The sequence below is a fragment of the Streptomyces sp. JL2001 genome (genome assembly GCF_050917515.1).
Classification (GTDB): Bacteria; Actinomycetota; Actinomycetes; order Streptomycetales; family Streptomycetaceae; genus Streptomyces.
Genome location: NZ_CP169421.1, coordinates 3883346 through 3902930, shown reverse-complemented (window position 1 = coordinate 3902930; position 19585 = coordinate 3883346). Strand labels below are relative to the sequence as shown.

Here is a 19585-nt window from a genome sequence, read left to right as displayed (position 1 = left end):
GGAAAATGAAGATCATCCTCACCCACGAGGTCTCTGGCCTCGGTGCCGCTGGCGACGTCGTCGACGTCAAGGACGGCTACGCTCGCAACTACCTGGTCCCGCGTGGTTTCGCGATCCGCTGGACCAAGGGTGGCGAGAAGGACGTGGCGCAGATCCGCCGCGCTCGCAAGATCCACGAGATCGCGACCATCGAGCAGGCCAACGAGATCAAGGCCAAGCTCGAGGGCGTGAAGGTGCGTCTGGCCGTTCGCTCCGGCGACGCCGGCCGCCTCTTCGGCTCCGTGACCCCGGCCGACATCGCCACGGCGATCAAGTCCGCGGGTGGCCCCGACGTCGACAAGCGTCGCGTCGAGCTCGGCTCGCCGATCAAGACCCTGGGCTCGCACCAGGTGTCCGTGCGTCTGCACCCCGAGGTTGCCGCGAAGCTCGGCGTCGAGGTCGTCGCCGCGTAACGCTGCTCTCAGCAGTCAGGAAGGGCCGCACCCCTCGGGGTGCGGCCCTTCCGCGTTGCCTGGCGCGCAGAGGCGTCCTCGCGGCCGTTTCACGTGAAACCGTCAGCGCGAGGCGCCCGTGACGATCCAGCGGCCGGAGCGCGAGCGGAGCCAGAGCGTCAGCATCCGTACGGTCATCATCAGCGTCATTGCCCACCACAGGGCCGTCAGACCGCCGCCGAGCACCGGGACCAGGAGTGCGACCGGCGCGAAGACGGCGAGCGTCAGGAGCATGGCCCGGGCCAGGTACGGGCCGTCTCCCGCGCCCATCAGGACACCGTCGAGGACGAAGACGACGCCGGCGATGGGCTGAGAGAGTGCGACGACGAGCAGGGCCGGGAGCAGGGTGTCCTGGACGGCGCTATCGCTGGTGAACAGCGGGATGAACAACGGCCGCGCCACGATGACCAGCGCGCCGAGGACCACGCCGGACACCACGCCCCACTGGACCATGCGGCGGCAGACCTGACGTGCCCCCTCGGCGTCGTCGGCGCCGAGATAGCGGCCGATGATGGCCTGCCCGGCGATCGCGATCGCGTCCAGGGCGAAGGCCATCAGGCTCCACAGGGAGAGGATGATCTGGTGGGCGGCGACCTGCGCGTCGCCCAGGCCGGCCGCGACCGCCGTGGCGATCAGCAGGACGGCGCGGAGCGAGAGCGTGCGGACGAGAAGGGGAGCGCCGGCCTGCGCGCTGGCGCGTATGCCGGCCGCGTCCGGGCGCAGCGAGGCTCCGTGGCGCCGGGCGCCGCGGACGACCACGACGAGGTAGGCGACGGCCATGCCGCACTGGGCGATCACGGTGCCCCAGGCCGAGCCGGCGATGCCGAGTCCGGCGCCGTAGACGAGACCCACGTTGAGTAGGGCGTTGGTGGCGAATCCGCCGATGGCCACGTAGAGGGGCGTACGGGTGTCCTGGAGGCCGCGCAGGATGCCGGTGGCGGCCAGGACGACGAGCATGGCGGGGATACCGAGGCTGGAGACGCGGAGGTAGGTGACGGCGTAGGGTCCGGCGGTGCCGGAGGCGCCGAAGATGTCGACCAGCCAGGGAGCGGTGGGAATCGTGAGGACGACGACGGCGACACCGAGAAGGAGTGCGAGCCAGATGCCGTCCATGCCCTGACGGATCGCGGCCTGGAGATCGCCGGCTCCGACACGGCGGGCGACGGCGGCTGTGGTGGCGTAGGCCAGGAAGACGAAGACACTCACCGCGGTGGACAGCAGCGCCGCCGCGATGGCGAGCCCGGCCAGTTGCGGGGTGCCGAGGTGGCCGACGATGGCGCTGTCGACCATGAGGAAGAGGGGCTCGGCGACGAGCGCACCGAAGGCCGGCAGGGCGAGCGAGACGATCTCTCGGTCGTGCCGTCGACGTGCGGCCCTGGGGGGCGCGGGTGCCTGGGTCATGAGCCTCAATCTAATCTTCCACAGGTAAGAGATGCAATGTGTCGCAGGGCCTTACCGTGGGCCGGTGTGGAGCTTCGGGTGTGGGCCGTTTGTTCTGATCTTGGTCCGCAGGGGAAAGTTTTTCTCCCCCACAGCCCGTGGACGGAAAACTCCCAGGTCAGCGGGGTGTGATGGGGGTCCTTATGAGTTTGTCCACATGGCTGTCCCCTGGTCCGTGCACAGGTTCTGCGGAGTTCTCCACAGCATCTGGTCCTTCACCCACAGGCCCTGTGGATAACCAGATTGGCTGACGGTGCCCGCGGGCCTACCGTGGTCCGGCGCCCAACGCGCCAGAAGCGGAGTCAAAGCCTCTTGTTTGTCCGAGCCGTGGCGTAAGAAAGAGTGGCACGGCAACGTCCGCGGAGCGGACGGGAGGAGGTGGCTCGTGAGCATTCCCGAGCCTTTGGACGACCCCTGGGCGGACAGCGGACCGAGCGACCGGCTGCCCGTGACCCGCCCCCGTGGTGAGGCCCGTGGACGCGGTCGAGGCCGTGAGGACCAGCACGACCGGGGCAGCGATTCCGGCCCCTGGGACGGCGGCCTCTCCGGCTTCGAGCGGGTGCCCCCGCAGGACCTGGACGCCGAGCAGTCCGTCCTCGGCGGCATGCTGCTGTCCAAGGACGCCATCGCGGACGTCGTGGAGATCATCAAGGGCCACGACTTCTACAAGCCGGCCCACGAGACGGTCTACGCGGCGATCCTCGACCTCTACGCCAAGGGCGAGCCGGCGGACCCGATCACGGTCGGCGCCGAGCTCACCAAGCGCGGCGAGATCACCCGCGTCGGCGGTGCGTCGTACCTGCACACCCTCGTCCAGTCGGTGCCGACCGCGGCCAACGCCTCCTACTACGCGGAGATCGTCCACGAGCGGGCCGTGCTGCGCCGCCTCGTGGAGGCCGGCACCAAGATCACGCAGATGGGCTACGCGGCGGACGGCGACGTCGACGAGATCGTGAACTCCGCCCAGGCGGAGATCTACGCGGTCACCGAGCAGCGGACCACCGAGGACTACCTGCCGCTCGGCGACATCATGGAGGGCGCGCTCGACGAGATCGAGGCGATCGGGTCCCGCAGCGGCGAGATGACCGGTGTGCCCACCGGCTTCACCGACCTCGACCAGCTCACCAACGGTCTGCACCCCGGCCAGATGATCATCATCGCGGCCCGGCCCGCCATGGGTAAGTCCACGCTCGCGCTGGACTTCGCCCGGGCCTGCTCCATCAAGCACAACCTGCCCAGCGTCATCTTCTCCCTCGAAATGGGCCGCAACGAGATCGCCATGCGCCTGCTCTCGGCGGAGGCCCGCGTCGCGCTGCACCACATGCGCTCGGGCACGATGACCGACGAGGACTGGACCCGGCTGGCCCGCCGGATGCCCGACGTCTCCCAGGCTCCGCTGTACATCGACGACTCGCCGAACCTGTCGATGATGGAGATCCGCGCCAAGTGCCGTCGCCTCAAGCAGCGCAACGGCCTCAAGCTCGTGGTCATCGACTACCTCCAGCTGATGCAGTCGGGCGGCTCCAAGCGGCAGGAGAGCCGTCAGCAGGAAGTCTCCGACATGTCGCGAAACCTCAAGCTCCTGGCCAAGGAGCTGGAGCTGCCGGTGATCGCGCTCTCGCAGCTGAACCGTGGCCCCGAGCAGCGCACCGACAAGAAGCCGATGGTCTCCGACCTCCGTGAGTCCGGCTCCATCGAGCAGGACGCGGACATGGTCATCCTGCTGCACCGCGAGGACGCCTACGAGAAGGAGTCACCGCGCGCGGGCGAGGCGGACATCATCGTCGGCAAGCACCGTAACGGCCCGACCGCGACGATCACGGTGGCCTTCCAGGGCCACTACTCCCGTTTCGTGGACATGGCCCAGACCTGATCGGCCCCTGTGCGGAGTCTCAGGCTCCGTCAGGCTGGAAGAACGCGAGCATCCTCCGGGCGGCGTCCGGTGACATCAGCAGTTCGTGCAGGTCCGCGGGCATCCGGGCGGCGACCGGTGTGGAGGGCGTGCTGCGCCGCGAGTGAAATGTGGTCGACGCCGGCCTGGACGGAGCGTTGGATCGACCCATGACTTCATTCCTGGAAGCCCTGCTCCCGAGCACGGAACGGGCGCTCCTCCACCGTGTCGCCGTCGCCCAGTCCGAAGGGCGGTCGCCGTCCTTCGTCGGCGCGATCGCCCGTGACGGGAAGCTGGTGTGGAGCGGGGCGCGCACCTGTGTCGACGGCCATGCACCGGACGCCGACACCCAGTACCGGATCGGCTCGCTCACCAAGGTCTTCACCGCCGTTCTGGTGATGCGGCTCCGGGACGAGGGACTCCTCGATCTGAACGACGTGCTGGGGAAGCACCTCGAGGCGGCGGAACTCGGCCCGGGAGTGGGCGAGGTGACCATCGCACAGCTTCTCGGCCACAGCACGGGGCTCGGGGCGGAGACGCCCGGTCCGTGGTGGGAGCGTACGCCCGGCACGGTGCGGCCGGAGCTGGCCGACGTCCTCGGCAAGGAGCCCTTCCGGCATCCGGCGGGGCGCGTGCACCACTACTCCAACCCCGGCTACACGCTGCTGGGTTCGCTGGTCGAGTCGATCCGAGGGGTGTCCTGGGAAGAGGCGCTGCGCGCGGAGATCCTGGAGCCGCTCGGCATGCAGCGGACGACCGCGCAGCCGGTCGCCCCGCACGCAGGCGGCTGGGCCGTGCATCCGTGGGCCGATGTGATGCTGCCCGAACCGTCCGAGGACCTGGGGCTGATGGCACCGGCCGGTCAGCTCTGGTCGACCGCCGAGGACCTGTGCCGGTTCGGTGGATTCCTCGCACAGGGCGACGACCGTGTCCTGAGCGCCGCCTCCGTGGAGGAGATGCGGGCACCCGCTGCGGCCCCCGGCGTGGGCGAGTGGACGGGTGGCTACGGTCTCGGCCTGCAGCTGGTGCGTCGGCACGGCCGGACGCTGATCGGGCACACCGGTTCGTTGCCGGGCTTCGTCGCCTGCCTCTGGGTGGATGTGGAGGAAGGAGTGGCGGCCGTGGCGCTGGCGAACGCCACCTCGGGTCCGCTGACCGGCACGGTGGCCGCCGATCTCGTACGGATCGTGGCCGACGCCGAGCCCCGGTTCCCGGAGCCGTGGCGGCCCTTGCCGCAGGCGGAGGTGGACCAGGATCTGCTCGCTCTGACCGGTCCCTGGTACTGGGGCACGTACGCGTACGGCCTGCGGCTGGGGGCGGGGCGGAGCGTCAGCCTGGAGCCGCTCGCCGGCGCCGGGCGCAGTGCCCGGTTCCGCGCGCTGCCCGAGGGCGGCTGGATCGGCCTGGACGGCTATTACGCGGGGGAGACGCTGCGCGTCGTCCGACGGCCGGACGGCTCGGTGAGCCACCTCGATCTTGCTTCCTTCGTCTTCACGCGCGAGCCGTACGAGCAGGGTGAGGCGGTTCCCGGAGGGGTGGACGAAGCGGGCTGGCGCGGTCTCTGACCGGGCTGTTTCACGTGAAACGGGCCCCGGGACGTCCCCGGGGCCCGTTGTCGTCCTGGGGCGCGCCTCAGAGGCTGAGCTTGAACCCCAGATGGGACGCCTCGAAGCCGAGCCGCTCGTAGAAGCGGTGCGCCTCGGTACGGGTGGCATCGGAGGTCAGCTGGACCAGCCTGCAGTCCTGGCGACGGGATTCCTCGACGGCCCACTCGATCAGCTGGGTGCCGAGCCCGCTGCCGCGCTCCTCGGAATGGATGCGGACGCCTTCGATGATCGACCGGGTCGATCCGCGGCGGGAGAGCCCCGGGACGATCGTGAGCTGAAGCGTTCCCACGACCTTGTCCGCGCGCACGGCCACGACCAGGTGCTGGTTCGGGTCGTGGGCGAGCCGTTCGAAAGCCGCCGTGTACGGGGTGAGGTCGTCGGGGGACTCCCGCTGGGCACCGAGGGGATCGTCCGCGAGCATGGCGACGATCGCCGCGAGGTCGCCCGCGGTGGCGGGCCGTATCTGAAGATCGTTCATGGAGCGCAGGCTACGCCTGGCAGGCCCTAAGCCGGGACGCTCAAGCCTTCGACGACGCGGACCAGGGGAGCGAGCTCCGGGTTCTCCGACGCCTGGTCGAGGGCTTCGCGCAGGGCGCCGTCGTTCGTCGGCCGGGCCTCTTCGAGCAGCTTCAGGCCGGCCTCGGTGACGTCGGTGTAGATGCCGCGGCGGTCGGTGGCGCAGAGGTACCGGGTGAGCAGCCCACGGTCCTCCAGGCGGGTCACGAGCCGGGTGGTGGCGCTCTGGCTGAGCACGACGGCGTCGGCGACCTGCTTCATCTGCAGATGGCCCCCGGGGCCGCTGTGCTGGCGGCTGAGGACGTCGAGAAGGGAGTACTCGCGCATGCTCAGCCCGTGCCGGGATTCCAGGGCGCGTTCGATGTGGGATTCGATCCGGCCGTGCAGCAGCGAGAGGGCGCACCAGCCCTGGGAGAGGGCGGTGAGTGCGGGGTCGGTCGCGGTCATGGTCTCTCCTCTGTCCGGAGCTGCTGCTCCCAGAGTAGACGATGACCGCAATAGTCCGCGTCTGCAATCAAATGGTCGCTATCCCGCTGCCACCGTCAGGGGGGCGAACCGGCGGGTCCAGTCGCCCGGAAGTCCGGGGACGGAGCGTGTCATCACCGCGTTGAAGGCGATCGAGGCGAGGCCGTTCGCCTTCAGCCAGTCCAGCAGCGAGGTGTGGCGCACGTCGATGTCCGTACGCAGCGGCCGGTCCGTGACGGTGGCCAGCGAGGCGATCAGGGCCTGCGCGGTGGCCGGCTCGCGGGCGATCAGCGGGCCGATGACATGGGTGTCCATGTTCGGCCATGCCGCCGCGAAGCCGGTGATCTCGCCGTTCTCCTCCGCGACCCGCAGCTGATCGGCGAAGGCGGGGAGGCGAGTGATCATGTGGGTGCGGTCGAGGCCGAACACCTCGCGGTCCAGGCGCAGGATCGCCGGGAGGTCCTCGGCGGTGGCCGGCCGGGTCGGCACGTCGGGCACGGGCTCCGTCGGGGTGAAGCGGCCAAGGATCATCTCCGCCCGGCCGGTCTGGGCGAAGCCCAGTTCTTCGTAGAGCGGCTGCCCGTTCGGCGTGGCGTGCAGGGTGAGCGGCGTGTCCCCGGACAGCTCCAGCACATGGCGCATCAGGCGGCGCCCGACGCCCTGACGGGCGCAGCGCTCGGCGACCAGGACCATGCCGATGGCGGCCAGGTCAGGGCCGTACGAGGTGACCACGCAGGCGGCGATCAGGCCCTTGCCGGTGGGGTCGTCGATGCCGTAGCCCGTTCCCGCGCTGAGCAGGAGGCCCCACTTGTGTTCCTCGCGCGGCCACCCCCGATCCTCGGAGAGATCGGAGCAGGCGAGCAGGTCGCCGGTGTCGAGAAGCCGGATGGGGAGCTGGTCGAGCGCGGTGAGCGAGGTCGGCATGACGGTCAGGCTGTCTGACGTGCGGGTCGACCGTCCACTGGTTTTCGTGAGCCCCCCGCCTGCCGCAGCCGGCGGCCGCGTCGGGTCAGCCCCCAGGGCTTGAGGACCGAGATCGCCGTCATGAAGAGATAGGCGGTCGTGGACACCACGGGGGCGGCCACGAGGCCGGCGTCCGGCACACCGGCCGCTGCCGCCTGTCCGATCTCCGGGCGAAGGGCGAACACCGTCGCGGCTGCCGTGGCCATGGTGACCCAGAACTTGATCCAGACCCACCGATGCCGGGCCAGCCCCCAGGGAGTGCCCAGCGAGAGCACGAGGCCGCTCACGAGCGTCACCACCGCGATCGGCGCCAGCAGCCAGTCCGCGAACACCGTCATCGCGCGGTAGGCGGCTTCCGTCAGTGAGGCGTCGCTTGTCGTGAAGGCCGCGACGCCGAGCGCCAGCAGTCCCACGCTGAGCCCGAGCCAGGCCACGGAGACGGAGACATGGACGACGAGGAGTGCCCGCCGAGCGGGACGTCGGAGATGTTTCACGTGAAACACCGTGCCGTCCGTTCGCGTTCTCCGCGTCTGACCGCGGGAGTAACCGCACGTACTAGCCTCGGCGTATATGACGACTCTCACCGGCAGACTCCACCTTTTCGACCTCGACGGCACCCTGATCCGGGGATCGGCCGCCGCCGTGGAGATCTCCCGTCAACTCGGGGTGAGCGAGGAGATCGCCGCACTGGAGAGGGACTTCCTGCTGCGTGGTCTGTCGCCGGACGAGTTCGCCGTCCAAGCCCATGCCCTCTGGTCCGCTCTCACCGCCGAGCAGGTCACGGCCGCCTTCGAGGGCGCTCCCTGGCTGAGCGGCATTCGGGAGGTCTGGGCGGACATCCGGTCCCAGGGAGGCCGCTGTGCGGTGATCTCCCTCTCGCCGGACTTCTTCGTGGAGCGACTGCTGGACTGGGGGGTCGATTCCGTCCACGGATCCCGCTGGCCCGCCGTGCCCTTCACCCAGCCCATTCACCGTCCCGGCATTCTCAATGCCGCGGCCAAGGTGACGATCGCGCGCCGGCTCTGCGTCCAATACGGAGTGACCTTCGAGTCCTGCGTCGCCTATGGGGACTCCATGTCCGACGCGGAGCTTTTCGCGGCGGTGCCGTTGACGGTGGCGGTGAATGCCGATCACCATCTCGCCGGACTCTCCCGCCACAGCTATGCGGGATCCGATCTCCGCGAGGCGTACGCGCTGGTGCGGGAAAGCGCCGACGGAGACCTCTCGTCCCCATGAGGTCGAAACCAAAGTAAAGACAGTAGCCGCTGCCAGGGGGTGAATGCCCGGGAATTCCACTTTCTGTCCGAAGCGGCGTCGGGAACTGTCATGCTGCGTCGACAACAGCCCGTTGCGCGAGGCGAGGCACACGATGGATGCTCCGACCACCACGTCAGCCGCTGAGGACCACGACGTGGACGACAACACGGACGACGACGCCGACGCACTTCCCCGGATACTTTCGGGTCCCTCTCCCGACGCGATCCAGATCCGCCGCACCCTGGCCGAGATCGGCCCCGTCGCCGACCGGGTGACGTCGTACTTCTACGCTCTGCTCTTCGTCCGGCACCCCGAGCTGCGTTCGATGTTCCCCGCCGCGATGGACGCCCAGCGGGACCGCCTGCTCAAGGCTCTGCTGACCGCGGCCGAGCACCTGGACAACGCCCCGGTCCTCACCGAGTACCTCCAGAACCTGGGGCGCGGACACCGCAAGTACGGCACCCTGCCGACGCACTATCCGGCCGTCGGGGAGGCCCTGATCGGGGCACTGATCAGGTACGCCACGACGACCTGGAACGACGAGGCCCAGGCCGCGTGGATCCGGACGTACACCACGATCTCGCAGATCATGATCGACGCGGCGGCCGACGACGAGCGGAAGGCCCCGCCCTGGTGGCACGCCGAGGTCGTCTCGCACGATCTGCGGACGCCCGACATCGCGGTGATCACACTGCGCCCCGCGCAGCCGTACCCCTTCGTCGCCGGCCAGTACACGACGCTGGAGACTCCGTGGTGGCCACGTGTGTGGCGGCACTACTCCTTCGCCACCGCCCCGCGGCCCGACGGGCTGCTCTCCCTGCACGTCAAGGCGGTCCCCGCAGGCTGGGTCTCGAACGCGCTGGTGCACCATGCGCGCCCCGGCGACGTGCTCCGGCTCGGCCCGCCCGCGGGTTCCATGACGGTCGACCACTCCACCGACAACGGCCTGCTCTGTCTCGGCGGGGGCACGGGAATCGCCCCCATCAAGGCGCTCGTCGAGGACGTCGCCGAGCACGGGGACCGGCGACCCGTCGAGGTCTTCTACGGGGCACGCAGCGGCCATGACCTCTACGACATCGACACGATGATGCGGCTCCAGAACACCTTTCCGTGGCTCTCGGTGCGCCCGGTCACCGAGGACCAGGGGCGGCTGCCGGAGGCCGTGTGCCGGTACGGCCCGTGGAACGAGTACGACGCCTATCTCTCCGGGCCGCCCGGCATGATCCGCAGCGGGATCGACGCGCTCCGGCGCATCGGCATGCCCTCCGAGCGGATCCGTCACGACTCCCTGGAGGACCTGGTGGCCGTCGGCGGCCCTTAGGAGCTGTCCGGGGCTCAGCCCAGGTCGGGGGCGTGCATCGCGCGGACGCCCTCGATATTGCCGTCGAGGTAGTGCCGCAGGGAGAGCGGTACGAGGTGGACGGCCGCGATGCCGACCCGGCTGAACGGCACCCGGACGATCTCGTACTCACCGCACGGTTCGTCGATCTCGGGGCCGTGCCGCAGAGAGGGATCCATCGAGTCGAGCCGGCAGACGAAGAAGTGCTGGACCTTCACGCCCGAGACACCGCCGTCGACGATGTGCTCGACGGTGTCCACGAAGCAGGGGACCACATCGGTGATCTTGGCCCCGAGCTCCTCGTGCACCTCGCGGTGGAGGGCCTCGACGACCGTGGTGTCCGAGGGCTCGACCCCGCCACCGGGCGTCACCCAGTAGGGATCCACCCCCGGCTTGGTCCGCTTGATGAGGATGAGGTCGTTTCCATCGAGCAGGATGGCGCGTGCGGTGCGCTTGACCACAGGACGTTCGGTCATGGGAAGAAAATGGCCCGCATCCGGCGTCCTGAAACTCACCAGCCCCCGGCAGCCCGCAGGAGCCACTCGTGCGCCCGCGCGAGCGGTGCCAGAGCGAGGGTTCCGGTGCGGACGGCCAGGAAGTAGGTCCGCAACGGCGGAACCGGCGGATCGATCAGCGTCACGAGGCGGCCCCGCTCCAGAGACTCCTCGCACAGATACCGCGGCAGCACCGCGAGCCCGGCGCCGGCGGCGGCCGACTCCAGGACCGCCCGCAGGTCGGGGACGATGACGGTGGCCGCGGCGGCCGGCTTGGTCTCGAAGACCTCGGCCCAGTAGCGGGAGACGAACGGCAGTGACTCGTGCACCTCCACCACCGGAAGCTGCTCCAGGACCACCGCTCCCTTCCGCAGCAGTACCTCCGGTGCGAGCCGAGCCGCCCAGCGCGGAGCGGCGACCAGGACGTGCTCCTCGTCGCAGAGCGGAGTCGACGTGAGCAGTCCGCCGCGAGGGCGGGCCGTGGCGATGGCCAGATCGTGATGCCCGGCGGCGAGCCCGCCGAGGACCTCGTCGGCGTTCCCGAGGAAGGAGACCCGCACGGAGAGCCCCTGGGAGACCAGCGGGGTGAGGGCCGGCAGGGCGCGGAGCGAGGTGAACTCCGGTGGCCCGGCGAGATGGAGCGTCCGGGTCCCGCTCGCCTCCTCCTGACCGGTCCCGGCGATCTCGACCAGCGCGTCCAGATGCGGGGCGGCCCGGTGGGCGAGCTCGTCGCCGATGGTGGTGGGCGTGACCCCGCGGGCCTGTCTGAGGAAGAGCGGGCGGCCGAGCTGCCGCTCCAGGGTGCGGATCTGGCTGGTCACGGCGGGCTGTGAGAGGCCGAGCAGGGCCGCGGCGCGGGTGAAGGAGCCGGCCCGGTGCACCGCGACGAACGTGCGCAGCAGGGCGAGATCCATGTCCGCCCCCTCCCGGCCGTGCGGCCGTTCGACTCAGGCGGTCGACTGACGGCGCCTCAGGACCGTCCAACTATAAATAAGTCGATAGGCCTCTGTCGCTACCGTGATTGGACACTGACGCACAGTCAACTAGCCTTGTACAGGCGGTTCTCCGCGCGTGGAACCGGGGCGTTCCGAGCCATGAGGGGGGAGGCTCGGAGCGTCCCGTTCCGTCCTGCGCGGACTCGGTCCGCGCAGGCCTGAATCAGCCGGCGGCCCTGTCGAGAGCCCGCATCACGTCCGCGATCAGGTCCTCCGGGTCCTCCGCGCCGACCGAGAAGCGGACGAAGCCCTCCGGGACGGAGTCGCCGCCCCAGCGTCCGCGTCGCTCGGCCGTGGAGCGCACGCCGCCGAAGCTGGTGGCGTCGTCCACCAGACGCAGTCCGCCCAGGAAGCTCTCCGCCACGGCCTTGTCCGGCAGCACGAAGGACACCACGGGCCCGAAGCGCCGCATCTGGGACGCCGCCACCGTGTGCGAGGGGTCGCCGGGAAGCCCGGGGTAGCGCAGTCCGGTCACGTCCTCGCGCTTGGAGAGGGCCTCCGCGAGCGCCAGGGCGGTGGTGCACTGCCGGTCGATGCGGAGCTGGAGCGTGGCCAGGGAACGGTGCGCGAGCCAGGCCTCCATCGGGCCGGGGATGGCGCCGACGATCTTGCGCCAGCGCCGCACCTCCGCCGCGCGCAGCGGGTCGCGGCAGCTGACGTGGCCGAGGAGGATGTCCCCGTGGCCGGTCATCCCCTTGGTGTCGCTGGCGACGGAGAAATCCGCGCCCAGCAGGAGGGGGCGCTGGCCGAGCGGCGTGGCCAGGGTGTTGTCGACCGCGACGAGGGCTCCCGCCTCGTGCGCCGCGTCGACGAGCCGGCGGATGTCACAGACGTCCAGGCCGGGGTTCGAGGGTGTCTCGATCCACAGCAGCCGCGCCCCCTGAAGCTCGGACAGCTGTGCGTCGCCCGCGGTCGGCGCGGTGCGGACCTCGATCCCGTACGCCCGCAGCTGTTCGTGGACCAGCGGCAGCGCCTGGTAGCCGTCGGAGGGCACGACGACCGTGTCGCCGGCCTTGAGCTGGGAGAAGAGGACGGCGGAGATCGCGGCCATCCCCGAGGCGAACACGAGCGTCTCGACCTCCGGCTCCCCCGGTGCCTCCAGTTCGCCGATGGCGCGTTCCAGATGGGTCCAGGTCGGGTTCTCGTCCCGCCCGTACGTGTAGGGGCCGGTGGGGTCGCCCGGCAGATGGAAGTGGGCGGCGAAGACCGGCCCCGGGAGCGTCGGCTCGTACTTCACCGGCTCGGGCAGCCCCGCCCGTACGGCCCGGGTCCCGTCGCCGAGCGTGCGCCCGCCGTCCGTCGCGTCCGTGTTCATACCGCGCGTTCCTCCATGCTCTCGCGTACCGCGGCGAGGAGTCCCTCGCTCGCCGCCTCCACCATCTCCAGGCATTCCTCGAAGTCTGCCGTGCCGCCGTAGTAGGGGTCGGGGACGTCGATCCCGTCGGCCCCCGGGTCGTAGGAGCGCAGCAGCCTCACCTTGGCCGCGTCCTGTGGGGTCGGGGCGAGCCGTCGCAGGTCCCGCAGGTGTTCCTCGTCCAGGGCGATGACGAGATCGAGTGCCGGGAACCAGCTGGAGCGGAACCTGCGGGCGGTGTGCGCGGTGGGGTAGCCGTGCTCCTCGAGGACGGCGACGGTGCGCGGATCGGCCCCGCTCCCCTCGTGCCAGCCGCCGGTGCCCGCACTGTCGATCTCCACCGCGTCGGCCAGGCCGGCCTCCTCCACGCGGGCGCGGAAGACGGACTCGGCCATGGGCGAGCGGCAGATGTTGCCGGTGCAGACGAAACAGACGCGGTAGGTCATCGTCGCTCAGTCCCCGTCGGGAAGAACGACGTTGAGGGCCCAGGACACGACGGAGATGATCAGGCCGCCGAGGACGGCGGTCCAGAAGCCCTCGACGTGGAAGCTGAGGTCGAACTGCTCGGCCAGCCAGGATGTGAGCAGCAGCATCAGGGCGTTGACCACCAGGGTGATCAGGCCGAGCGTGACTATGAACACGGGGAGCGTCAGCAGCTTCACGACCGGCTTGACCACGATGTTGACGAGGCCGAAGACCAGGGCGACGAGGATCAGCGTCCACGCCTTCCTGGCGGTGCTGTCACCGGTCAGGGTGATGTCCTGGAGGAGCCAGATGGCCACGGCCAGGGCGCCCGCGTTGGCGAGCGTCTTGACTACGAAATTCATCATGTGTCTGATCGTGGCAGACATGATCGAGCCAAGGCAGGGGCGAACGGACATGAAGGCATTCCGGCTGGACGAACTGGAGGCGGAGCGCGCCGCCAACGACGGCGCCTACCTCCAGTTCCTGCGCGAGCGGAACATGTCGGTCGGTCTGTACGCGCTGGACGCCGGCTCGCTCGACCCGCAGCAGCCGCACGCTCAGGACGAGGTGTACTTCGTGGTCAGCGGCCGGGCCGCGATCACGGTCGGGACCGAGACCACGCAGGTGGCGCGGGGCAGTGTGGTCTACGTCCCGGCGGGGGTGGCCCACAAGTTCCACCACATCACGGAGGACCTCCGGGTCATGGTGGTGTTCTCGCCGCCGGAAGGCTGACCGGCGGCTCCTCCGGCGGAAGCGCCGCCCGTTCCCGCCGGCGGAGCGCGGTGGCCCTCATGTTCCCCAGGGTTCCGTTCCCGGATTCCCTAGGGGGCGGATCAGGGGAGTTCAAGGGCTGCGGGGCCCCCGTGCACGGTGGTGCCGCCCCTAGCATCGGAGGTGTTCGGTGCAGAGCGCGCGGGACGGACTCTTCGGAGATGAGGTAGGGACAATGGCCGTCAAAGAGCTGCTCGCGGGAATGCCCTGGTGGGTGAAGTGGGTCGCCATACCCCTGATCGCCCTGCTCGTCTTCGGCGGACTGATCACCAGCATCGCCGTGTTCGTGATCGGCCTGCTCTTCAAGGTGCTGGTCTTCGTCGCCCTGGTCGGCGGACTGATCTACGTCGTACGGAAGTTCACCTCGTCCTCGACGTCGCGCGAGGACTGGTAGCGGCCGCGACCCACCGGTTCGGACCTGCCGTCGGGCGTTAGCCCGGCCGAGGGAACGCGCAGGTCGAAACCGGGTGGAGGTCCCGGGGCTGCCATTAGAGTGGAATTCCTCTGCCGCCCCGGGGAAATCAGGTGTAGACCTCCACGCCGACCAGCGATTTCCATCCGTTCCGGGCAGGTCCGTTGACGGGACCCCATCGGTTTTCCAGGCCGCGGCGGGCGCGCGGGGGCGGCCCCCGCGGGCGGGTGCAGGGCACCCGTCGACTCGCCTGGGGGTGACCTTTGGCCACGGCTTCGCATTCCGCAGTTCCCACCCTGATCGGCTCGGTGCAGCGGGCACTGAGACTCCTGGAGGCCGTCGGCTCCCACGAGGACGGAGCTCCGGCCAAACAGCTCGCGCGCGAGGCGGGTCTCCCGCTTCCCACCGCGTACCACCTGCTCCGCACCCTGACGCACGAGGGCTATCTGCGCCGCGAGAAGGGTGTGTTCGTCTTCGGCGACGCGGCCGGTCGGCTGGCCGGCGGGGGAGTTCTGCAGAATCGTCGCACCAAGATCGAGGACTCTCTCGCCCACTGGCGCGACGAGATCGGCGTCCCCGTCTACTTCGCCATCTACCGCGAGGGCGAGATCGAACTCGTCGCCGTCGCCGACACTCCCGCCGCCCCCGCGGTCGCCGAATGGGCGGATTTTCGCGAGACCGGTCACGCTCATGCGATCGGCCAGTGCCTGCTGAGCCAACTCGATCTGAGAAGTCGTCAAGACCACCTCGATCGCCACCCCGTCGAAGCCATCACTCCGTATACGGTGCGTAACCGTCCGGCCCTTTTGGAGCGTTTGGGCGGTATGGGGCGAATGGAACCCCTGGTGGAGCGTCAGGAATATGCACTCGGCACGGTCTGTGCCGCCATCCCCATCACCGCGGGGTCCACAGCCGCCGCGATGGCCATTTCCCTGCCCCTCCACCAGGAAGAACGGTTGCTGCCCGCAGTTGACCGACTACGCAACGAGATCGGAAAGCTCTTCAGCTCCTTCGCGTTCTCTATCAGTATCTGAAAAATCACTCCTTGTGATCTGCTAGCGCTTACAGCACGATTGCGTCAAGAGGGCCATGAGGGATCATTCCTGGCCGTTTTGATCACAGCTTTCAGCAGCCGTGTTTACACAACTGCTCCATCTACTGCGGGGTACATGATGCGAGAGTCGGTTCAGGCCGAGGTCCTGATGAGCTTCCTCGTCTCCGAGGAGCTCTCCTTCAGAATCCCGGTGGAACTGCGATACGAGACCCGGGATCCCTACGCGGTGCGGATGACCTTCCACCTTCCCGGAGACGCCCCGGTGACCTGGGCGTTCGGCCGGGAGCTGCTGCTCGACGGGATCAACGGACCGAGCGGGGACGGCGATGTCCACATCGCCCCGATCGACCCCGAGGGCCTGTCGGACGTCACCATCCGGCTCCAGGTCGGCAGTGACCGGGCGCTGTTCCGCGCCAGCGCTCCGCCGCTGGTGGCCTTCCTCGACCGTACGGACAAGCTCGTTCCGCTCGGTCAGGAGAGGACACTGGGCGACTTCGAGGACAACCTGGAAGCGGCGCTCGGCCGGATTCTGGCGGAGGAGAACGCGGGCTGATCCGCCCGAGCCCCGGGCCGGGAGCGGCCCCGCAGGCCCGTCGGCGGCGTACGGACGGGTGAGACCGGGAACGACGGCCCCCAGGCCCCGTGCTTCCCCGAGCCTCCCGAAGTCACTTCGCCCGCCGGCGGCGTCCGCCCCGGCCGGCCGGCCGCGCCTCGGACGATCCCTCCCGGTCGGCGGAGACGACCAACGCCGCGAGGACCGTGGTGACGGGCACCGAGGCGACCAGACCGATCGATCCGACCAGCGTCCGGACGATCTCCTCGGCGACCAGCTCGCTGTTGGCCACCGTCCCCACGCTGCTCTGCGCGATGGAGAAGAGCAGCAACAACGGCAGGGCCGCACCGGCGTAGGCGAGCACCAGCGTGTTCACCACCGACGCGATGTGGTCCCGTCCGATCCGGATCGCCGCCCGGTACAGCGCCCGCGGCCCCATCCGCGGATCGGCCTGATGCAGCTCCCACACGGCCGACGTCTGGGTCACGGTCACGTCGTCGAGCACGCCCAGCGAACCGATGATGATGCCGGCCAGCAGCAGACCCGACAGGTCGATCTCCGGGTACAGACCGTGGATCAGACCGGTGTTGTCGTCGGTGTTGCCGGACAGCGACGCCCAGTCGATGAACAGCGAGCCCAACAGTCCGATCAGCAACAGGGAGATCAGCGTCCCCAGCACCGCGACCGAGGTGCGGGCCGACAGACCGTGGCAGAGATAGAGGGCGATCAACATGATCGCGCTGGCCCCCACCACCGCCACGACCAGCGGATTCGAGCCCTCCAGAATCGCCGGCAGGATGAAGAAGGTCAGGACCACGAAGCTGGCGGCGAGGGCGATCAGCGCCATGACGCCGCGCATCCTGCCGACCAGCACGACCGCGATCGCGAAGATCGCGGCGAGCACCGTCAGCGGCACCTTGCGGTTGACGTCGATCACCGAGTACTGCAGATCGCGCGGGGCGTCGGGCGCGTACGCCACGACCACGCCCTGCCCCTCCTCCAACTGCCGCGGCGCGTCCGGCTGCACGATCTCGACGAACCGACGGCCCGCGTTCGCACCGGTGGTGACCTCGATCGTCGCCTTGCCGCACTCGCCCCGCTGGGATTCGACCGCCTCTCGCCCCTCGGGCGTGGACGTGTCGCCGGTCGGCGGGACCTGGGCGGCGTTCACGTCCTTGCAGTCGACCTTCTCGACGGAGACGACCCGCCCCTGCTCGGTCTGCCGGTCGAAGCCGACTCCGGTGCGCTCGTGCGCGGGCGTCCCGCCCGGCCACAGGACCACGAGCCCGACGACGACCGCGGTGGCGAAGGGGATCACCACCGCGGCGATCACCTTCCGCAGGTGACGCGAGACCGGAGCGGCCGGACCGTGGGAGTGGGAGTGGGAGTGGCCGTGCGCGTGCCCGTCGTGGCCACCGCCCGGACCGTCGCCGTGGCCTTCGGGTTCGGGGGTCTGCTGCGAGGAAGTCACCGACAGATCATCGCAAGAACGGCGGGGGCCCACTGTTCAGCACGCCAGGGATGACGCTAGCGTGGTGGCACCTTTGCACACGCGGGAGCTCGGAGCACCGGGCTGAGAGGGCGCTGATCACCGTACGCGCGTACTGACGTACGTACGGGAGGAGGCTGCGCCGACCGCCGAACCTGTTACCGGGTAATGCCGGCGTAGGGAGTAGGTCTCATGACCATTCAGGATGCACGCACGCCTGCCGTCGATCAGGGCGACCAGGATCAGGCCGGCCGCACGCCGGGCTGGCACAAGGGGTACATCGAGGGCTCGCGTCCCGACCTCAGGGTGCCGGTCCGTCAGGTGCACCTCACCAACGGCAAGGACGTGACGCTCTACGACACGTCCGGTCCGTACACCGACCCCACCATCGACACCGACGTGCGGCGCGGACTGCCGCCGCTGCGCGAGAACTGGATCATCGGCCGCGGCGACACGGAGGAGTACGCGGGCCGTCCCGTCCGTCCCGAGGACGACGGCATCAAGCACACCTCGCCGCGCGGCGGACTGAAGAACCTCGACGCCGTCTTCCCCGGGCGCCCGCGCCAGCCCCGCCGCGGTCGCGACGGGCAGGCCGTGACGCAGCTCGCCTACGCCCGCCGGGGCGAGATCACCCCGGAGATGGAGTACGTCGCGATCCGCGAGAACGTCTCCCCCGAGGTCGTCCGGGAGGAGATCGCCGCAGGTCGCGCGGTGCTCCCGGCCAACGTCAACCACCCGGAGATCGAGCCGATGATCATCGGCAAGCGGTTCCTGGTGAAGGTCAACGCCAACATCGGCAACTCCGCCGTCACCTCCTCCATCGAGGAGGAGGTGGAGAAGATGACCTGGGCCACCAAGTGGGGCGCGGACACGGTCATGGACCTGTCCACCGGCCGCAACATCCACACCACCCGCGAGTGGGTGCTGCGCAACTCCCCCGTCCCGATCGGCACCGTGCCGCTCTACCAGGCGCTGGAGAAGGTCGACGGCCGGGCCGAGGACCTGACCTGGGAGATCTACAAGGACACCGTCATCGAGCAGGCGGAGCAGGGCGTCGACTACATGACGGTGCACGCCGGCGTGCTGCTGCCGTACGTCCCTCTCACCGCCCGCCGCAAGACCGGCATCGTCTCCCGCGGCGGCTCGATCATGGCCGCGTGGTGCCTGGCGCACCACAAGGAGAACTTCCTCTACACGAACTTCGAGGAGCTCTGCGAGATCCTGGCGACGTACGACGTCACCTACTCGCTGGGCGACGGCCTGCGCCCCGGCTCGATCGCGGACGCCAACGACGAGGCGCAGTTCGCGGAGCTGCGCACCCTCGGCGAGCTGAACACGATCGCCAAGCGCCACAACGTCCAGACGATGATCGAGGGCCCGGGACACGTCCCGATGCACAAGATCAAGGAGAACATCGACCTCCAGCAGGAGATCTGCGAGGAGGCGCCGTTCTACACGCTCGGCCCGCTCACCACGGACGTGGCCCCGGCCTACGACCACATCACCTCGGGCATCGGCGCCGCGATGATCGCCTGGTGGGGCACGGCGATGCTCTGCTACGTCACGCCCAAGGAGCACCTCGGCCTGCCCAACCGCGACGACGTGAAGACCGGTGTCATCACGTACAAGATCGCGGCGCACGCGGCCGACCTGGCCAAGGGGCACCCGGGCGCGCAGGAGTGGGACGACGCGCTGTCGGACGCGCGCTTCGAGTTCCGGTGGGAGGACCAGTTCAACCTGGCCCTCGACCCCGACACGGCACGTGAGTTCCACGACGAGACGCTGCCGGCGGAGCCCGCGAAGACCGCGCACTTCTGTTCCATGTGCGGACCCAAGTTCTGCTCGATGAAGATCTCGCAGGACATCCGGCGCGAGCACGGCGGCGACCTCCGGTCGGACGAGATCGAGGCCGGGATGGCGGAGAAGTCCGCGGAGTTCGCGGCCTCGGGCAACCGGGTCTACCTGCCGCTGGCGGACTGACACCGAGCAGACCGACGAGCGTGCTGCTCTGGGAGGGGAAGGGGCTTCC

21 protein-coding genes are annotated in these 19585 nt (G+C 69.6%); 10 read left to right on the top strand and 11 right to left on the bottom strand.

The annotated features are described in order from the left end of the window. Nucleotides 1-5: 5 nt before the first annotated feature. Complete coding sequence (rplI, locus tag ACE1OA_RS17355) at nucleotides 6-452, top strand: 50S ribosomal protein L9 (RefSeq protein ID WP_147978769.1); 447 nt, start codon at nucleotides 6-8, stop codon at nucleotides 450-452. Nucleotides 453-554: 102 nt separating this feature from the next. On the opposite strand, the gene ACE1OA_RS17350 is transcribed toward rplI, so the two are convergent. After that, nucleotides 555-1892: an MATE family efflux transporter gene (locus tag ACE1OA_RS17350; protein ID WP_432753025.1), complete on the bottom strand. Its 1338-nt coding sequence runs from the start codon at nucleotides 1890-1892 to the stop codon at nucleotides 555-557. A 424-nt stretch (nucleotides 1893-2316) separates the two neighbouring features. Here ACE1OA_RS17350 and dnaB point away from each other — a divergent pair, with 424 nt between their 5' ends. Together dnaB and ACE1OA_RS17340 are read left to right on the top strand one after the other, a co-directional pair. Further along, on the top strand, nucleotides 2317-3804 hold the full coding sequence (dnaB, locus tag ACE1OA_RS17345) for a replicative DNA helicase (RefSeq protein WP_147978767.1): 1488 nt from the start codon (nucleotides 2317-2319) through the stop codon (nucleotides 3802-3804). Between the two features lie 188 nt (nucleotides 3805-3992). Then, nucleotides 3993-5387, top strand: coding sequence for a serine hydrolase domain-containing protein (locus ACE1OA_RS17340; protein ID WP_432753024.1), 1395 nt, complete (start codon nucleotides 3993-3995; stop codon nucleotides 5385-5387). A 67-nt stretch (nucleotides 5388-5454) separates the two neighbouring features. On the opposite strand, the gene ACE1OA_RS17335 is transcribed toward ACE1OA_RS17340, so the two are convergent. From ACE1OA_RS17335 to ACE1OA_RS17320, 4 genes are all read right to left on the bottom strand, one after another. Continuing rightward, nucleotides 5455-5907 (bottom strand): GNAT family N-acetyltransferase, encoded by a 453-nt coding sequence (locus tag ACE1OA_RS17335; RefSeq protein ID WP_432753023.1) that lies wholly within the window; start codon nucleotides 5905-5907, stop codon nucleotides 5455-5457. A 26-nt stretch (nucleotides 5908-5933) separates the two neighbouring features. Then, nucleotides 5934-6392, bottom strand: a complete 459-nt coding sequence (locus ACE1OA_RS17330; protein WP_356601304.1) for a MarR family winged helix-turn-helix transcriptional regulator — start codon at nucleotides 6390-6392, stop codon at nucleotides 5934-5936. Nucleotides 6393-6470: 78 nt separating this feature from the next. Next, entirely contained in the window at nucleotides 6471-7334 is an 864-nt protein-coding gene (locus ACE1OA_RS17325) for a GNAT family N-acetyltransferase (protein ID WP_432753022.1), read from the bottom strand. A 5-nt stretch (nucleotides 7335-7339) separates the two neighbouring features. Then, entirely contained in the window at nucleotides 7340-7867 is a 528-nt protein-coding gene (locus ACE1OA_RS17320) for a DUF2269 domain-containing protein (RefSeq protein ID WP_432753021.1), read from the bottom strand. Between the two features lie 76 nt (nucleotides 7868-7943). Between ACE1OA_RS17320 and ACE1OA_RS17315 the strand changes: the two genes are divergently transcribed. Further along, the gene (locus tag ACE1OA_RS17315) at nucleotides 7944-8609 is read left to right on the top strand and encodes an HAD family hydrolase (RefSeq protein ID WP_384867889.1); all 666 of its coding nucleotides are present in this window, start codon (nucleotides 7944-7946) and stop codon (nucleotides 8607-8609) included. A 175-nt stretch (nucleotides 8610-8784) separates the two neighbouring features. After that, on the top strand, nucleotides 8785-9951 hold the full coding sequence (locus tag ACE1OA_RS17310) for a globin domain-containing protein (protein WP_384867891.1): 1167 nt from the start codon (nucleotides 8785-8787) through the stop codon (nucleotides 9949-9951). A gap of 14 nt (nucleotides 9952-9965) precedes the next feature. Here ACE1OA_RS17310 and ACE1OA_RS17305 read toward each other — a convergent pair whose 3' ends face one another. From ACE1OA_RS17305 to ACE1OA_RS17285, 5 genes are all read right to left on the bottom strand, one after another. Continuing rightward, a complete protein-coding gene (locus ACE1OA_RS17305; RefSeq protein ID WP_356601299.1) occupies nucleotides 9966-10445 on the bottom strand; it encodes an NUDIX hydrolase in 480 nt (159 codons plus the stop codon). A gap of 35 nt (nucleotides 10446-10480) precedes the next feature. Next, complete coding sequence (locus tag ACE1OA_RS17300; protein ID WP_386540712.1) at nucleotides 10481-11377, bottom strand: LysR family transcriptional regulator; 897 nt, start codon at nucleotides 11375-11377, stop codon at nucleotides 10481-10483. A gap of 244 nt (nucleotides 11378-11621) precedes the next feature. Further along, on the bottom strand, nucleotides 11622-12773 hold the full coding sequence (locus ACE1OA_RS17295) for a cystathionine gamma-lyase (RefSeq protein WP_384867895.1): 1152 nt from the start codon (nucleotides 12771-12773) through the stop codon (nucleotides 11622-11624). Then, complete coding sequence (locus ACE1OA_RS17290) at nucleotides 12770-13258, bottom strand: low molecular weight protein-tyrosine-phosphatase (RefSeq protein WP_356775147.1); 489 nt, start codon at nucleotides 13256-13258, stop codon at nucleotides 12770-12772. Before ACE1OA_RS17290 ends, ACE1OA_RS17295 begins: the two co-directional genes overlap by 4 nt. Before the next feature lie 6 nt (nucleotides 13259-13264). Next, nucleotides 13265-13642: a phage holin family protein gene (locus ACE1OA_RS17285; RefSeq protein WP_386540716.1), complete on the bottom strand. Its 378-nt coding sequence runs from the start codon at nucleotides 13640-13642 to the stop codon at nucleotides 13265-13267. A 49-nt stretch (nucleotides 13643-13691) separates the two neighbouring features. Between ACE1OA_RS17285 and ACE1OA_RS17280 the strand changes: the two genes are divergently transcribed. The 4 genes from ACE1OA_RS17280 (at nucleotide 13692) to ACE1OA_RS17265 (ending at nucleotide 16067) form a co-directional block, all read left to right on the top strand. Further along, nucleotides 13692-14009 carry a cupin domain-containing protein gene (locus ACE1OA_RS17280; RefSeq protein WP_356601416.1) on the top strand — a complete coding sequence of 106 codons (318 nt, stop codon included), beginning with the start codon at nucleotides 13692-13694 and terminating at the stop codon, nucleotides 14007-14009. 214 nt (nucleotides 14010-14223) lie between these two features. Then, on the top strand, nucleotides 14224-14442 hold the full coding sequence (locus ACE1OA_RS17275; protein ID WP_356601294.1) for a DUF5326 family protein: 219 nt from the start codon (nucleotides 14224-14226) through the stop codon (nucleotides 14440-14442). Nucleotides 14443-14723: 281 nt separating this feature from the next. Beyond that, nucleotides 14724-15494: an IclR family transcriptional regulator gene (locus ACE1OA_RS17270; RefSeq protein ID WP_356601293.1), complete on the top strand. Its 771-nt coding sequence runs from the start codon at nucleotides 14724-14726 to the stop codon at nucleotides 15492-15494. Between the two features lie 138 nt (nucleotides 15495-15632). Next, nucleotides 15633-16067, top strand: coding sequence for an SsgA family sporulation/cell division regulator (locus ACE1OA_RS17265; protein ID WP_356601415.1), 435 nt, complete (start codon nucleotides 15633-15635; stop codon nucleotides 16065-16067). 112 nt (nucleotides 16068-16179) lie between these two features. On the opposite strand, the gene ACE1OA_RS17260 is transcribed toward ACE1OA_RS17265, so the two are convergent. After that, nucleotides 16180-17538 carry a YibE/F family protein gene (locus ACE1OA_RS17260; protein WP_386540719.1) on the bottom strand — a complete coding sequence of 453 codons (1359 nt, stop codon included), beginning with the start codon at nucleotides 17536-17538 and terminating at the stop codon, nucleotides 16180-16182. A 210-nt stretch (nucleotides 17539-17748) separates the two neighbouring features. Between ACE1OA_RS17260 and thiC the strand changes: the two genes are divergently transcribed. Beyond that, the gene (gene thiC, locus ACE1OA_RS17255) at nucleotides 17749-19536 is read left to right on the top strand and encodes a phosphomethylpyrimidine synthase ThiC (RefSeq protein WP_356601291.1); all 1788 of its coding nucleotides are present in this window, start codon (nucleotides 17749-17751) and stop codon (nucleotides 19534-19536) included. The last annotated feature ends 49 nt before the right edge of the window (nucleotides 19537-19585 follow it).